General features: G+C 73.4%; 15 protein-coding genes and 1 pseudogene. 7 read left to right on the forward strand and 9 right to left on the reverse strand.

The window, feature by feature from the left end; translation table 11 throughout:
• Nucleotides 1-5 precede the first annotated feature (5 nt).
• From GFH29_RS14155 to GFH29_RS14165, 3 genes are all read right to left on the reverse strand, one after another.
• Nucleotides 6-947: a tetratricopeptide repeat protein gene (locus GFH29_RS14155; RefSeq protein WP_153324467.1), complete on the reverse strand. Its 942-nt coding sequence runs from the start codon at nt 945-947 to the stop codon at nt 6-8.
• 68 nt (nt 948-1,015) lie between these two features.
• Nucleotides 1,016-2,032: a methylmalonyl Co-A mutase-associated GTPase MeaB gene (gene meaB, locus GFH29_RS14160; protein ID WP_153324468.1), complete on the reverse strand. Its 1,017-nt coding sequence runs from the start codon at nt 2,030-2,032 to the stop codon at nt 1,016-1,018.
• 6 nt (nt 2,033-2,038) lie between these two features.
• Entirely contained in the window at nt 2,039-3,226 is a 1,188-nt protein-coding gene (locus tag GFH29_RS14165; protein ID WP_153324469.1) for an acetyl-CoA C-acetyltransferase, read from the reverse strand.
• A 170-nt stretch (nt 3,227-3,396) separates the two neighbouring features.
• Here GFH29_RS14165 and mce point away from each other — a divergent pair, with 170 nt between their 5' ends.
• The 3 genes from mce to GFH29_RS14180 all read left to right on the forward strand — a co-directional run bounded on the left by mce (nt 3,397) and on the right by GFH29_RS14180 (nt 6,736).
• Nucleotides 3,397-3,843: a methylmalonyl-CoA epimerase gene (gene mce, locus GFH29_RS14170; protein ID WP_153324470.1), complete on the forward strand. Its 447-nt coding sequence runs from the start codon at nt 3,397-3,399 to the stop codon at nt 3,841-3,843.
• Between the two features lie 106 nt (nt 3,844-3,949).
• On the forward strand, nt 3,950-5,290 hold the full coding sequence (gene ccrA, locus GFH29_RS14175; RefSeq protein ID WP_153324471.1) for a crotonyl-CoA carboxylase/reductase: 1,341 nt from the start codon (nt 3,950-3,952) through the stop codon (nt 5,288-5,290).
• Between the two features lie 228 nt (nt 5,291-5,518).
• A complete protein-coding gene (locus GFH29_RS14180) occupies nt 5,519-6,736 on the forward strand; it encodes a hypothetical protein (protein ID WP_153324472.1) in 1,218 nt (405 codons plus the stop codon).
• A gap of 60 nt (nt 6,737-6,796) precedes the next feature.
• Here the strand turns inward: GFH29_RS14180 and GFH29_RS20930 are convergent, their stop codons facing one another.
• Both GFH29_RS20930 and GFH29_RS20935 read right to left on the reverse strand, forming a co-directional pair.
• The gene (locus GFH29_RS20930) at nt 6,797-7,324 is read right to left on the reverse strand and encodes an EamA family transporter (protein ID WP_416224791.1); all 528 of its coding nucleotides are present in this window, start codon (nt 7,322-7,324) and stop codon (nt 6,797-6,799) included.
• Nucleotides 7,313-7,771: pseudogene (locus tag GFH29_RS20935) on the reverse strand (EamA family transporter); the annotation flags it as partial. The gene GFH29_RS20930 and the pseudogene GFH29_RS20935, both read right to left, overlap by 12 nt.
• A gap of 38 nt (nt 7,772-7,809) precedes the next feature.
• Between GFH29_RS20935 and GFH29_RS14190 the strand changes: the two are divergent.
• Complete coding sequence (locus GFH29_RS14190; protein WP_153324474.1) at nt 7,810-8,355, forward strand: CGNR zinc finger domain-containing protein; 546 nt, start codon at nt 7,810-7,812, stop codon at nt 8,353-8,355.
• A 10-nt stretch (nt 8,356-8,365) separates the two neighbouring features.
• Here the strand turns inward: GFH29_RS14190 and GFH29_RS14195 are convergent, their stop codons facing one another.
• Together GFH29_RS14195 and GFH29_RS14200 are read right to left on the reverse strand one after the other, a co-directional pair.
• Nucleotides 8,366-9,184, reverse strand: coding sequence for an endo alpha-1,4 polygalactosaminidase (locus GFH29_RS14195; protein WP_228387503.1), 819 nt, complete (start codon nt 9,182-9,184; stop codon nt 8,366-8,368).
• A 10-nt stretch (nt 9,185-9,194) separates the two neighbouring features.
• A complete protein-coding gene (locus GFH29_RS14200; protein ID WP_153324475.1) occupies nt 9,195-9,950 on the reverse strand; it encodes a hypothetical protein in 756 nt (251 codons plus the stop codon).
• Nucleotides 9,951-10,005: 55 nt separating this feature from the next.
• Between GFH29_RS14200 and GFH29_RS14205 the strand changes: the two genes are divergently transcribed.
• Together GFH29_RS14205 and GFH29_RS14210 are read left to right on the forward strand one after the other, a co-directional pair.
• Complete coding sequence (locus GFH29_RS14205; protein WP_153324476.1) at nt 10,006-11,265, forward strand: glutaminase; 1,260 nt, start codon at nt 10,006-10,008, stop codon at nt 11,263-11,265.
• 25 nt (nt 11,266-11,290) lie between these two features.
• A complete protein-coding gene (locus GFH29_RS14210; protein ID WP_228387504.1) occupies nt 11,291-11,821 on the forward strand; it encodes an SRPBCC family protein in 531 nt (176 codons plus the stop codon).
• A gap of 14 nt (nt 11,822-11,835) precedes the next feature.
• Here GFH29_RS14210 and GFH29_RS14215 read toward each other — a convergent pair whose 3' ends face one another.
• Nucleotides 11,836-13,647 (reverse strand): 3-hydroxyacyl-CoA dehydrogenase family protein, encoded by a 1,812-nt coding sequence (locus GFH29_RS14215; protein WP_153324477.1) that lies wholly within the window; start codon nt 13,645-13,647, stop codon nt 11,836-11,838.
• Nucleotides 13,648-13,710: 63 nt separating this feature from the next.
• On the reverse strand, nt 13,711-14,274 hold the full coding sequence (locus tag GFH29_RS14220) for a GNAT family N-acetyltransferase (protein ID WP_194288953.1): 564 nt from the start codon (nt 14,272-14,274) through the stop codon (nt 13,711-13,713).
• Nucleotides 14,275-14,313: 39 nt separating this feature from the next.
• Here GFH29_RS14220 and nucS point away from each other — a divergent pair, with 39 nt between their 5' ends.
• Nucleotides 14,314-15,000 (forward strand): endonuclease NucS, encoded by a 687-nt coding sequence (nucS, locus tag GFH29_RS14225; RefSeq protein WP_153324478.1) that lies wholly within the window; start codon nt 14,314-14,316, stop codon nt 14,998-15,000.
• Nucleotides 15,001-15,017 lie beyond the last annotated feature (17 nt).

A 15,017-nucleotide genomic window follows, 5' to 3' on the forward strand; every position in this document is an offset into this window, starting at 1 on the left:
GGTGCTCAGAAGAGCGCCGAGGCGAGGTTCTGCCGGCCCCGCAGCACCCGCGGGTCGTCGTTGCCGACGGCGGCGAAGAGGCCGAGCAGGTGGTCGCGGGCGCGGGCGCGCTCGGCCCCCGCCGTACGACGTACCAGGTCGACGAGGCGGTTGAACGCGTCGTCGACGTGGCCGCCGAGCATGTCGAGGTCGGCGACCATGGTCTGGGCGTCGATGTCGTCGGGGTCGGCCGCCGCCGCGGCACGGGCGGCCTGCAGGTCGACGCCCTGGGTGCGCTGGAGGACCTTGGCCATCGCCAGGCCGGCGGCGGCCTCGGTGTCGGCGGGGTTGGCGTCGACGAGCTTCTGGTACTCCGCGACCGCGCGGTCGATGTCGCCCTCGCCGAGCGCGTCCTGGGCCGCGGCGTAGCGGGGGTCCACCTGCTCCTCCTCGCCCTCGCCGGCGGCGACGTGGCGCGGCTGGTGGCGGTCGGTGATGCCCTGCACGGTGAGCTGCTGGGCGAGCTGGGTGAACATCGCGCGCAGGTCGGCGGCCGGGACCGGCCCCGGGATCGGCTGGGTCGCCGGGCGGCCGTCGAGCAGCACCAGCATCAGCGGTACCTGCGGGATCTGCATGGCCTGGGCGATCTGCGGCGAGGCGTCGACGTCGATCAGGGCGGCCAGGAAGCGGCCCTCGTGCTCGGTGACCACGGCGGCCACGTCGGCGGCGAAGGTGTCGCCGGGCGCGGCCTGCGAGGGCGAGTGGAAGACCAGCACGACCGGCGCGGTCATCGAGGCCTCGAGGGTGCTCTGGAAGTTCGCCTCGTTGACGTCCACGACGTACGCCGAGCCGCCGCCGGTGGGCGCGGCGCCACCGGCCGGGGCACCCGCGGGGGGCGGCGTCGGGGCCGGTCGCTTCAGCGCCGACAGGTCGATGGCACCGGGACGGGAGAACGGCTGCTGCGTCATGGCCCACATCCTAGGGAAGAGGGCCGCATCCGCGCCCGCGCCGTCCGCGCCGACCGCCGCTGCCGGGGTCAGCCGGGGCTGGTTCCGTGGCCGGCCCCGGGTCCGGTCGGGGTGCCGGTGGCGAGCAGCTCGTCGGCGGCCGCGTAGGGGTCGCTCTCCCCCGCCGCGACCCGCGCAGCGAGGGCGTCGAGCTCGACCCGGGCGCCGAGTCCGCCCCAGCGGGCCCGCATCGTCGTCAGCGCGATGGCCTCGATCTCCGCACGGGCGCGCCGTTCGCGGCGACGGCCGAGCTCACCGGTGTCGCGCAGCCAGACGTGGTGCGCGTCGAGCGCCTCGACGACCTCGCCCACCCCGGTCCCGCTGCGTGCCGAGGCGGCCAGCACCGGCGCGCGCCAGGCGTCCTCCTCGCGCTCGGCGAGCGCCAGCATCGAGCGCAGGTCGCGGCGCACCTGCTCGGCGCCGTCGCGGTCGGCCTTGTTGACGACGTAGACGTCGCCGATCTCCAAGATCCCGGCCTTCGCGGCCTGGATGCCGTCACCCATGCCCGGCGCCAGCAGCACCACCGTGGTGTCGGCCTGGGCGGCGATGTCGACCTCGCTCTGCCCGACCCCGACGGTCTCGACGAGCACCACGTCGTACGCCGCGGCGTCGAGCACGCGGATCGCCTGCGGCGTCGACCAGGCCAGGCCGCCGAGGTGTCCACGCGCCGCCATCGAGCGGATGAACACGTCCCGGTCCGCCGCGTGGTCGGACATCCGGACCCGGTCCCCGAGCAGGGCGCCGCCGGAGAACGGCGAGGACGGGTCCACCGCGAGCACGCCGACCCGGCGGCCGGCCTGGCGGAAGGCCCGCACGAGCGCGCTGGTGGAGGTGGACTTGCCGACGCCGGGCGCGCCGGTCAGGCCGATGACCCGCGCGCGGCCGGTGTGCGGAGCCAGGGCGGCGGACACCTCGCGCAGCAGCGGCGACTCGTCCTCGACCAGCGAGACCAGGCGCGCCACCGCGCGCGGCTCACCGGCGCGCGCGGCCTCGACGAGGTCGGGGACCGACGCCTGTCGGCGCCGGCCCCCGCTCGGGGTGCTCAAGGTGGATCAGGCCTGCGGGACCCGGACGATCAGCGCGTCGCCCTGACCGCCGCCGCCGCACAGCGCGGCCGCGCCGAGACCGCCGCCGCGGCGCTTGAGCTCCAGGGCGAGGTGCAGCACGATCCGGGCGCCGGACATCCCGACCGGGTGCCCCAGCGCGATGGCGCCGCCGTTGACGTTGACCTTGGCGTCGTCGAGGCCCAGCTCGCGTGCCGAGGAGATGCCGACCGCGGCGAAGGCCTCGTTGAACTCGACCAGGTCGAGGTCGGTGGGCGCGATGCCCTCCTTCTCGCAGGCCTTCGCGGTGGCCACGGCGGGCTGGAGCTGCAGGGTGGAGTCGGGGCCCGCGACCTGGCCGTGGGCGCCGATCTCGGCGAGCCACTCCAGGCCGAGCTCCTCGGCCTTGGCCTTGCTCATCACGACGACCGCGCAGGCGCCGTCGGAGATCTGCGAGGACGACGCGGCGGTGATCGTGCCCTCCTTGTTGAAGGCGGGGCGCAGCTTGCTCAGCGACTCGGCGGTGGTGTCGCCGCGGACGCCCTCGTCCTCGGAGACCACGACCTCGCCCTTGCGGGTCTTGACCGTCACCGGCACGACCTCGTCGGCGAACACGCCGTTCTTCCAGGCCAGCGCGGCCTTCTGGTGCGACTGGGCGGCGAAGGTGTCCTGCTCCTCGCGGGTGAGGTTCTGCGCCGCGGCGTTGCACTCCTCGGTCAGCAGACCCATCGCCTGGCTGGTGAACTGGTCGAACAGGGCGTCGTAGGCCATCGAGTCGACGAGCTTGACGTCGCCGAACTTGATGCCCTCGCGCGACTTGGGCAGGAAGTGCGGCGCGTTGGTCATGGACTCCATGCCGCCGGCCACGACGATCTCGCACTCCCCGGCGCGCACGAGCTGGTCGGCCAGCGCGATCGCGTTGACGCCGGACAGGCACACCTTGTTGATGGTGATCGAGGGGACGTTCATCGGGATGCCGCCGGCGACCGCGGCCATCCGGGCGGGGTTCTGCCCGGCGCCGGCCTGGATGACCTGCCCCATGATCACGTAGTCGACCTGCTCGCCGGTGACGCCGGCCTTCTCCAGTGCGCCCTTGATGGCGACGCCACCGAGGTCGGCGGCCGAGAGGTCCTTCAGGCCGCCGGAGAGACGGCCGATCGGGGTGCGCGCCCCGGCGACGATGACAGTTGCGGACATGGTGGGTTTCCTCCAGTGGTCGCCGGCCGCGGGACGGACCGGTGGTCGAGGGCGATGTCGGCGACACTACCCACGTCGTTGCAGGGTGGCGAGGCACGTCCGGACGGCCCCGCCTGAGGCACTTGTCACAACCCGTCGCGGGGCGTGGGGCGAGGCGTCACCATGTCGGCATGACCAGCCTCGAGATCCCCGCCCACCTGTTCACCCACATCGACCACGTCGGCATCGCGGTGCCCGACCTGGACGCCGCGATCGCCTTCTACCAGGAGACCTTCGGGATGCGCCTGGCCCACCAGGAGGTCAACGAGGCCCAGGGCGTGCGCGAGGCGATGATGGCGGTCGGCGACTCCGGCTCCTGCATCCAGCTGCTCGCCCCGCTCGATGAGACCTCGACGATCGCGAAGTTCCTCGACCGCTCCGGGCCCGGCCTGCAGCAGCTCGCCTACCGCGTCACCGACATCGAGCAGGTCAGCGCGATCCTGCGCGAGCGCGGCCTGCGCCTGCTGTACGACGCGCCGCGTCGCGGCACCTCGGACTCGCGCATCAACTTCGTGCACCCCAAGGACGCCGGCGGCGTCCTGGTCGAGCTCGTGGAGCCGGCGGCCACCGCGCACTGAGCCGCGCCGAGGCCGGGTGGGGCCGGGTGAGACCTACGCCACACCCGATGTTCAGAGTTGGTTACCCGTGGGTATCTTCGCGGCACCACCCGACCTAGGAGCTCACGTGCAGCAGATCCTCGACGCCATCCAGGCCGACGACGCCACCCCTCAGGACTTCGCCTCCCTGGCCCTCCCCGAGTCCTACCGCGCCGTGACGGTGCACCAGGACGAGGTGGACATGTTCGAGGGGTTGTCCAGCAGGGAGAAGGATCCCCGCAAGTCCCTGCACGTCGACGAGGTGCCGCTGCCCGAGCTCGGCCCGGGTGAGGCGTTCGTGGCGGTGATGGCCTCCGCGATCAACTACAACACCGTGTGGACCTCGATCTTCGAGCCGGTCTCGACCTTCGGGTTCCTCGAGCGCTACGGACGCACCTCGCCCCTCGGCAAGCGCCACGACCTGCCCTACCACATCGTGGGCTCCGACCTCTCCGGCGTCGTGCTGAAGACCGGCCCCGGCGTCACCAAGTGGAAGCCGGGCGACCGGGTCGTGGCGCACTGCCTCTCCGCCGAGCTCGAGGGCCCCGACGGGCACAACGACACGATGCTCGACCCCGAGCAGCGGATCTGGGGCTTCGAGACCAACTTCGGCGGCCTCGCCGAGGTCGCGATGGTCAAGGCCAACCAGCTGATGCCGAAGCCCGAGCACCTCACCTGGGAGGAGGCCGCCTCGCCGGGCCTGGTCAACTGCACGGCGTACCGCCAGCTGGTGAGCAAGAACGGCGGCGACATGAAGCAGGGCGACAACGTCTTGATCTGGGGTGCCTCCGGCGGCCTGGGCGGCTTCGCGACGCAGTACGCCCTCAACGGCGGTGCCACCCCGATCTGCGTGGTCTCCAGCGAGGAGAAGGCGGCGATCGCGCGCTCGATGGGCGCGGAGCTGATCATCAACCGCTCCGAGGAGGACTACCGCTTCTGGAACGACGAGGGCACCCAGCAGGACCCGCGTGAGTGGAAGCGGTTCGGCGCGAAGATCCGCGAGCTGACCGGCGGTGAGGACATCGACATCGTCTTCGAGCACCCCGGGCGCGAGACGTTCGGCGCGAGCGTGTTCGTCACCCGCAAGGGCGGCACCATCACCACCTGCGCCTCGACGTCGGGCTACATGCACGAATACGACAACCGCTACCTGTGGATGAACCTCAAGAAGATCATCTCCAGCCACTTCGCGAACTACCGCGAGTCGTGGGAGGCCAACCGCCTGGTCGCGAAGGGGGCCATCCACCCGACGCTGTCGCGCACCTACCAGCTCGAGGAGACCGGGCAGGCGGCGCTCGACGTGCACCACAACCTGCACCAGGGCAAGGTCGGCGTGCTGTGCCTGGCTCCCCAGGAGGGCCTCGGCGTGCGCAACCACGAGCTCCGCGCCCGGCACGAGACCGCGATCAACCGGTTCCGCGGGGTCTGACCCGGGTCTGACACGGGTCTGACACGGGGCTCCCCCGGGCGTGTCCGGCTCCGGCCGGCAGCGCCCGGGCGGAGCAGCGGTGAAGAACCCGTCCACCCCTCGAATCGTCGGGTGTGGCGGGTGGGTTCTTCACCGCCCATCGGGGAGGATGGGGACCAGCGGGGGCGCCGGCTCGCACCGGTCGCACCGTCATAGCGATCCACCCGATCTCAGTGGAAGAGGAACTCGATGAGCGACCAGGGTCTGTCCATCTTCGACGACGAGCCGGAGCGCGGCGCCTCGCCGGACGCCGACAAGACACAGGTCATCCCCGTCGTCGCGAACGGCCCCTCGAGCTCGGCCCGCCCGACCGGACGTCCCGCCGCCCGCCAGGGCAGCCCGACCCCCGGAGCCGCGGGCACGCCGCCGCAGGCGGCCCCCCGCACTCCCGCGCCGGCGCCGCGCGCTGCCGCGCCGGTCGAGCGCTTCCCGGTGGTGCGCCGCAACGGCTACGAGCCCACCGCCGTCGATGCCCGCATCGCCCAGCTCGCCGGCGAGCGCGCCGGGCTCGCCTCCGGCCTCGCCGAGGCCGAGCAGCGCGCCGCCGCCCTGCACGCCGAGCTGGAGCGGGCCCGCGAGCAGCTCGCCGAGGCCGAGAACCCGTCGTACGCCGGCCTGGGCGGGCGCGCGAGCGCCATGCTGCGCCTGGCCGAGGAGGAGGCCGGCGAGATCCGCGAGACCGCGCTGCGCGAGGCCGCCGAGATCCGCGAGCAGGCCGTTCGCGACGCGAAGGCCACGCGCGCCGACGCCGCACGCGAGGCCGAGGACATGCGCGTGGTGCAGCTCCAGGAGCTCGACGAGCAGCGGGCGCGTGCCATCGCCGACGCCGAGCAGGAGCGCGCCCTGGCCCGCAGCGAGGCCGAGGACCTGCGCGCGTCGGCCCGACGCGAGGCCGAGCAGCTGCGCCTCGCCTCCCAGCAGGAGGCCACCGAGCTGCGTACCTCCGCCCAGCGCGAGGTCGAGCAGGCGCGCGCCGCAGCCGACCGCGAGGTGCAGGAGGCCCGCCGGATGCTCGCGGTCGAGAAGGAGCGCCTGGCCCGCGAGGCCACCGACTTCCACAAGAGCGCGACCGCCGAGACCCGCAAGCTGGTCGAGGAGGCCGAGGCCCGCGCCCAGGCCGCCGAGGAGCGCGCCCGCCAGGCCAACGCCCAGGCCGCCGAGCAGCGCACCCACGCCCAGGCGGAGGCCGAGGCGCTGCTGGTCCGCGCCCGCCGCGAGGCCGAGCAGATCGTGACCTCCGCGCGCAGCCAGGCCGACTCGATCAGCTCGACCGGTCAGGCCGAGGCCGAGCGGGAGCTCGCCGCGACCCGTGCGGAGCTGGACCGCCTGCGCCGGCGCCGCGACGCCATCACCGCCCAGCTCGCCTCCCTGCGCGACGTGGTCGCCGGCTTCGGCGACGACGACTGACCCCTCGCCGAGTCGCCGCCATTGGTTGCCCGAGTCGGCGCCAATGGCGGCGGGGCGGGCTCAGATCGTGGGCTCGACCCGGACGACCGTGCGCTCGCCGGCCTTGACGCCGACGACGCCGACGAGCACCAGCAGGCCACCGGCGAGCTGGATCCAGCCGGGGAGCTCGTGCAGCAGCAGCCAGGCGAAGCCGACCGCGGCGACGACCTCGAGCAGCGCGACGAACGACGCCAGCCGGGAGCCGAGGCGCCGGCCGGCGGCGATGCCGGTGGTGTAGGCGATCGCCGCGGTCACCACGCCCAGGGCGAGCAGCGGCACCCACCAGGAGACCTCGCCGACGGCGTACTGCGCGGGCGCGGTCCCCGCCGTCATCGGCAGTACGCCGAGCAACCCGAGGGCGCCCAGCACGAGGGTGCCGACGACCAGCCCGCCGGCGGCGAGCGCCATCGGCGGCAGCCCGAAGCTCTCGTCGGCGGAGATCACGAAGTACGACGCGGCCCCGACCATCGCGCCGAGCGCCCACAGCACGCCCACCACGCTCAGCTGCGCACCGGAGAACAGGTCCAGCACCAGCGCCAGGCCGGCCACGGAGACCGCGGCGCCGACCAGCGTCACCGGGCCGGGGCGGTGTCCGTGGCGCAGCCACATCCAGCAGACGACCGCGGCGGGGGCGGTGTACTCGATCAGCAGCGCCGGCGCGACCTGCATGTGCTGCACGGCGGAGAAGTAGCAGAACTGCGCCCCGGCGACGGCGAGCAGCCCGTAGAGCGCGATGACCCCGGCGTTGTCACGCAGCAGCCCCCAGCGACCGCGCAGCGCGACGAGCCCGAACGGCAGCACCAGCAGCGCGGCGATGCCGACCCGCACGAGGACGACGGCGCCGGGACTCCACCCGGTGTCGAGCAGCCCGCGCGCGAGCGAGCCGGACATGCCGAAGCTGAGCGCGGAGACGAGCGCGAAGCCCAGCCCGCTCGCCAGCCGCTGTCCCGCGGCGACGGGGACCGGCGCGGCGCCGTCATGGGTCATTGAGGCCATGGTCCCTGACGCTAGGCGGTGGCCGGTAACCTGTCAACGTGACCTTCGCTCATGACACGGCCGTGTCCCTGCAGGCCGCGGTCGCCCTGGCCAACTCGGCACTGTCCCCGGACACGATGACCACGATCGCCGACCTCGACGAGTTCTACGACGAGTGGGAGTACACCGGCAGGCGCGAGGGCAGCCGCGCCGAGCTCGACGAGGTGCGCGCCCTGCGCCCGCGCCTGCGCGAGCTGCTGCTCGCCGAGCGCGACGGGGCCGTCGACCTGGTCAACGCGATGCTCCGCGAGGGCCACGCGCTCCCCCAGCTGGTGCGCCACGACTCCTGGGACTGGCACCTCCACGCGGTGGACCCCGACGCGCCCCTGGTGACCCGGATCTGCGTCGAGACCGCGATGGCGATGACCGACGTGATCCGCGCCGACGAGCTGAGCCGCCTCGGCATCTGCGCCGACGAGGACTGCGAGGGCATCGTCTTGGACCTCTCGCGCAACCGCTCCAAGCGCTTCTGCTCGGTGGCATGCGGCAACCGCAACGCCGTGGCCGCCTACCGCGCGCGCCAGTCCTCGGTCGCGGCCGGCTGAGCGCGGCCGCTCAGCACCAGCGACGCACCCCGCGCGGCGACACCGCACGGTCGCGCAGCACGACCGCCCACGCCCGCGCCCGGTGCCGGCAGGTCCGGCGGAAGTCCCGGGCGCGGTACTCCACCGCCAGCACCCGGCGACCGTACGACGCCGCGTAGCGCCCGCACTCGGCGTACCGGCCACACTCCTCGGCCACCGCGAAGTCGAAGCCGATCCGCGAGCCGCGCAGCCCGGGCAGGTTCTTCTGCCCCACGGCCAGCCCGGCCGCGTGCGCGTCACGGAGGAGCAGCCGCGCGTAGGCCACCGCCTGGCCGCGGGTCAGCAGCCCGCCGCTGCGGGTGAAGGAGTCGAGGTTGTCGAGCTCGACGGCGTCGAAGCCGTCGCGCGCGCAGCCCCGGACCCACCGGCCGACGACCCGCGCCAGCCGCTCGCGCTTGGCCGCCGTGCGCAGGTCGAGCAGCCACTCGCCCCACTCGGCGTCGGCCACCCGGCGGCCCTCGGCGTCGCGCAGCACCAGCCCGGGGCGGGCGCGCCAGACGCGACGCTCGTCGGGCTGGGTCTGGAAGCCGTTGACGTAGCAGACGTTGTAGCGACCGGGTGCCGGCGCGGCGCCCCGGTCACGCACCACGATCCCCACTCGGGACGGCACGGGGCGCACGCCGCCGAGCTGGTAGTCGACGTCGGTGCCGACCGGCAGCGGCCGCGGCTCCGCCGCCGCAGGGGTCTCCCCCACCCCGTCGGCGTCCCCGGCCACCGCCGAGCCCGGCGCCACGGAGGCGCCCAGCACCAGCGTGAGCGCAGCCGCCGCCAGCGTCCGGAGCAGCCGCACCGTCAGAGTCTCAGAAGTCGAAGCCGTCGAACATGTCGCCCAGGCCCTCGCCGATCCCGCCGAACATGTCACCGAGACCCTCGCCGACCTCGCCGATCGCGTCGAAGCCGCCGAACGCCCCGAACATCATCCCCATGAACATGAAGTCCATCGCCTGGAACCCGCCGAAGTAGCCGGCGGCGTACGGCTGGTAGGCGCGCCCGCCCTCCCAGTACGGCACCCGCTTGGACCCCACCATCACCTGCCGGGTGTCCGGGGCCGCACCGGCGCGGACCCGCTCGACGTCGAGCGCGCAGGCCGGCACCTCGCGCTCGGCGCCGCCGGCCGGCGTCCAGGAGACGTCGGCGACCGACAGCCCGTGGCGGGGGTCGAAGAAGCACGGCGGGCGGCGGGTGGGCAGCGGCTCGCCGTGCACCCGGGCGCGCACACAGGCGATCGCGTAGCGCCCGTCCTCGATGATCTCGGTGACGTGCTTGACCTCCTCGGGCGCGCTGAGCGCGTCGCCGGCGGTCTTGGCGGCCTCGTAGGCGTCGAGCGCGCGCTGGTAGTCGGCGTTCGCGCCGGCGTCCAGGTGGTACCCGGCGAGCTCGAGGTCGAGCTCCTGCAGGTCGACGCCGAAGGCGGTGATGTCCTCGAAGGTCAGCTTGCGCACCGGCGCGAGCTCGGCCTCGCGGCGCTCGAGCTCGCGCGCCTTGCGGCGCTGCGAGGCGAACACGACCAGGGCCGCGATGGCGACGAGCACGACGAGAAGGACCAGCCACTCCATGGTCCGACACTACGGCCTCGCAGCAACACCGCGCGCGGTGTGGTGGGGTGGCGGGATGCGCTCCCCGATCCCGGACTACCTGACCGAGGTGCTCGACGCCTGCAGCCCCGACGACGGCGGTGAGCTGGCCTCCTACGTCGCCGAGCTCGCGCAGGCCGACCCGGACCGGTTCGCCCTCGCCCTCGCGACCGTCGACGGCGCGGTGTACGGCGTCGGCGACGACGAGGTGCCGTTCTCGATCCAGTCGATCTCCAAGCCCTTCGCCTACGCCCTGGCGATCGCCGAGCACGGGTTCGACGCGGTGCTCGAGCGGGTCGGGGTCGAGCCCTCGGGCGACGCCTTCAACGAGCTGTCGCTGGAGCTCGGCACCGGGCGCCCGTTCAACCCGATGATCAACGCAGGCGCCCTCACGGTGCACGCGATGCTCGACGACGATCTGATCGCTCGCGGCTTCGCCGCCTTCGCGGGCCGGGACCTGAAGGTCGACGAGGTGGTCCTCGCCTCCGAGCTCGCCACCGCCGACCGCAACCGCGCGATCGCGTTCATGCTGCGCAGCCACGGCATCGTCGAGGGCGACGCCCAGGACGTGGTCGAGGGCTACACGCGCCAGTGCTCGCTGCTGGTCACTGCCCGCGACCTCGCGCTGATGGCCGCGACGCTGGCGAACGGTGGCGTGCAGCCGGTGACCGGCGAGCGGGTGGTCCCGCACGAGGTGACCCGTCAGGTGATGGCGGTGATGGCCACCTGCGGCATGTACGACGCGGCGGGCGACTGGTTCACCTCTGTGGGGATCCCGGCCAAGAGCGGCGTCGCGGGCGGGCTGATCGGTGCCCTGCCGGGCCAGGCAGGCCTCGCGACGTTCTCACCGCGCCTGGACAAGCACGGCAACTCGGTGCGCGGCGTACAGGTCTTCGAGCGCCTCTCGCGCGACATGGGGATGCACCTGATGGAGGTGCCCCCGCCCGCCCGTTCCCTGGTCCGCAGCCGCACCCGGATGCCCGGCGACGCCGGTGACGGATGGGTCTTCGAGCTCGAGGGGTCGGTGAACTTCGTGGGCATGGAGCGGGTGCTGCGCCACCTGTCCGAGGAGCCGCCGCCGGACCCGGGCGTGCTCCTGGACCTCACCCGCGTCACCGAGGTCCGTGACGTGGGCCGCCGGATGCTCCTGGAGGCGGTACGCCGCCTGGTGGGCGACGGCCACGAGGTCACGCTGCTCGACCCGGACGCGATGCTGGAGGCGTTCCCCGACGACCACGCCGACGGCGACCTGGACGTCGGGGACGGCATCGAGGTGCCGGTGCTCCGCCGTCGGTGAGGGTCCCCGTGCCACGATCGGGACCGTGACCCACGACACCCGCCTGGAGACCTCGCGCACGATCGCTGCGCCCGCCGCCGACATCTTCGCCCTGCTCTGCGACCCCCACGGCCACGTGGCCATCGATGCGACCGGGATGCTCCAGGACGCGAGCGGTGGGCCGGTGCGTGGCGCCGGGGACAGCTTCGTGGTGCACATGGACCGCGAGTCGCTCAACGACATCCCCGAGATGGGCCGCTACGACGTCACGGTGACGATCCGCGACTTCGAGCCCGACCGGCTGATCTCCTGGACCATCCTGGGCAAGGTCCGCCCGCAGATCGGCCACGTCTACGGCTACCGGCTCTCCCCCGACCCCGACCATCCCGACGACCCGGCGCGGACCCTCGTCACGTCGTTCTACGACTGGTCCGACATCCACCCGGACTGGGCGGCCCTGGACATGTTCCCGGTCGTCTCCGAGGCCGCGCTGCGCGGGACGCTGGGCATCTTGGACCGCACGGTGCGCCGCGGCTACCCCCGACCGGAGCAGCCGCGGCCCACCAGCGAGGGCTGAGCGACCACCTGGGGCTAGCGACGCGAGTGGTCGCGGAACCCGCGCCCGGTCTTGCGACCGAGGTACCCCGCGGTCACCAGGTGCTCCAGCAGCGGCGCCGGCGCGAAGCCGGGCTCGCGGAACTCCAGGTAGAGCTCGCGCTGGATCGCCAGCGACACGTCGTTGCCGACCACGTCGAGCAGCTCGAAGGGGCCCATCGGCAGCGCGCAGCCCAGCTTCATCGCGGTGTCGATGTCGTCGGCGCCGGCGTAGTGCGCCTCGAGCATCCGCACCGCGTCGTTGAGGTAGGGGAACAGCAGCGCGTTGACGATGAAGCCCGCCCGGTCGGTGCAGCTGACGGCGACCTTGCCGACCTTCTCGCACAGCGCCCGGGTGGTCTCGGTGACCGCCTCGTCGGTGGCGACGGTGGAGACCACCTCGACCAGCTTCATGATCGGCGCGGGATTGAAGAAGTGCATGCCGACCACGTCGCGCGGGCGGCTGGTCGCCTGCGCGCAGGTGATGATCGGCAGCGAGGACGTCGTGGTGGCCAGGATCGCGCCGGGCTTGCAGATCTCGTCGAGGTTGGCGAACAGCGTCGTCTTGACCTCCAGGTCCTCAGCGATCGCCTCCACCACGATGTCGACGGACGCGAGCTCGTCGAGGGAGGTGGCGCCGGTCAGCCGGGCCAGCACCTCGCCCTTGGCCGCCTCCGGCAGCTTGCCGCGCTGCACCGCCTTGTCCAGGGACTTCTCGATCGCGGCGCGGACCCCGGCGACCTTCGCCTCCGAGCGCCCGACGTACACGACGTCGAAGCCCGCCTTGGCGAACACCTCGACGATGCCGGTGGCCATCGTGCCGGTGCCGACGACCCCGACCTGGGCGATGTCGTGGCGCAGCTGCGGGCGCGCGTCGGCGGACGGTGTCTTGTCGTCGGGGACGACGACCGGGCTGTCGGGGCCCTCGTAGGTGTAGAACCCGCGCCCGGTCTTGCGGCCCAGCAGGCCCGCGGTGACCATCTGCTTGAGGATCGGCGCCGGGGCGTGCAGGCGGTCGCGACCCTGCTTGTACATCGTGTCCAGGATCTCGTACGCCGTGTCGAGGCCGATCAGGTCCAGCAGCGCCAGCGGGCCCATCGGGTAGCCGCAGCCGTAGCGCATCGCGGCGTCGATGTCCTCGCGGGAGGCGTACTTGTTCTCATACATCGACACCGCGTGGTTGAGGTAGCCGAAGAGCAGCGTGTTGGCGATGAAGCCGGCCTTGTCGCCGCACACCACCGGGGTCTTGCCGAGCGCGCTCATCAGCGCGGTGACGTCGTCGAGGACCGCCTGCTCGGTCACGACCGTGCGCACGACCTCCACGAGGTCCTGCACGGGGGCGGGGTTGAAGAAGTGGGTGCCCACGACCCGGCCCGGCCGCGCGGTGGCCGCGGACAGGTCGGTCACCGACAGCGAGGACGTGTTGGTCGCCAGGATCGCGTCCGGACCGACGATCGCGTCGAGCTCGCGGAAGACCCGCTTCTTGGCCTCCATCGACTCCGGGATCGCCTCCAGCACCAGGTCGGCCTCGGCGAGGTCCTTCAGCGAGGTGGTGAGCGTGATCCGCCCGAGGATCTCGGCCTGCTCGGCCTCGCTGAGCTTGCCGCCGCGCACGGCGCGGGCGGTGGAGTGCTCGAGGTGGGCGCGGCCCCGGGCGAGCGTCTCCTCGTCGAGCTCGACACCGACGACGCGGTGGCCGGTGCGGGCGAAGACCTCGGCGACCCCGGCACCCATGGTGCCGAGTCCGACCACGCCGATGGTCGAGAAGGGACGGGAGGGGGCTGCGGGCGTTGCGGGGGCGCTCGTCATGGCCGGGATCATGGCACGTATTACCGGGGAGTAATAGTGATCCAGGTCACGCGCGTGCGCCGCTCACCAGAGCGCGACGTCGAGGAGCACCCGGTCCCCCAGCCGCTCCAGGCCGCGCGCCCGCTCCCCGGCGACCAGCCGCTGCTGCCACGGGCGCGGCGAGGCGACCTCGGTGAAGCCCAGCCGGCGATAGAACGGCGCATTGAAGGCGACATCGCGGTACGTCGTCAGCGAGAGCCGGTCGTGCCCGGCCCAGCGGGCCTCCTCGCGGGCGGCCTGCACCAGCGCCGCGCCGATCCCCTGGCGGGCGTGCGCGGGCTGCACGGCGAGCTGCTCGAGGTGGGCGTCGCCGTCGATCACCACGACATGGGCGAAGCCGACCGGCGGGTCCCCGGCCACCAGCACGAAGCCCGGCAACAGGTCGCGGTCGCGCCCGTCGACCGCCTCGCCCCAGCCGGCCTCGTCGGCCGGGACGCCGAGCGCCTCGAGGAGCACCGCGTCGGCGTCGGCCTCCACCGCGGCGAGTCGGCGCAGGTCGCGCGGCGCGGCCAGGCGTACGTCGGGGCGGACGGCGGAGGGCTGCGGGGGCGTGCCCGCGGCGCCCGCGGGGCTGGTCTGGTCGGCCATGCGCAGACCCTACGCGGGCGACCGGTAGCCTCTGCGCACGTGAGACTCGTCGTTGCCAAGTGCCAGATCGACTACGCCGGTCGGCTCACCGCCCACCTGCCGATGGCCACCCGGGTGCTGATGATCAAGGCCGACGGCTCGGTGCTGGTGCACTCCGACGGCGGCTCCTACAAGCCGCTGAACTGGATGTCGCCGCCGTGCACGCTGCGCGAGGGCACCACCGACGACGGCGTGCCGGAGTGGACGGTCACCAGCACCAAGACCGACGACACCCTGCGGATCCTGCTGGAGGAGGTCATCAGCGACTCCAGCCACGACCTCGGCGTCGACCCCGGCCTGCAGAAGGACGGCGTCGAGAAGCACCTGCAGGAGCTGCTCGCCGAGCACCCCGCGACCCTCGCCCCCGGCCTGACGCTGGTGCGCCGCGAGTTCCCCACCGCGATCGGCCCGGTCGACCTGATGTGCCGCGACACCGACGGGCGCAGCGTGGCCGTCGAGATCAAGCGCCGCGGCGACATCGACGGCGTCGAGCAGCTCACCCGCTACCTCGAGCTGCTCAACCGCGACCCGCTGCTGACCACGAACGGCGCGGTGAGCGGCGTGTTCGCCGCCCAGCAGATCAAGCCCCAGGCCCGGGTGCTCGCCGAGGACCGCGGCATCCGCTGCGTCACGGTGGACTACGACGCCCTGCGCGGCCTCGACGACCCGAGCCACCGGCTCTTCTGAAGCCCCGGCGCCCGGGC

It is taken from the genome of Nocardioides sp. dk884 (assembly GCF_009557055.1).
In the GTDB taxonomy this organism is placed as follows: domain Bacteria; phylum Actinomycetota; class Actinomycetes; order Propionibacteriales; family Nocardioidaceae; genus Nocardioides.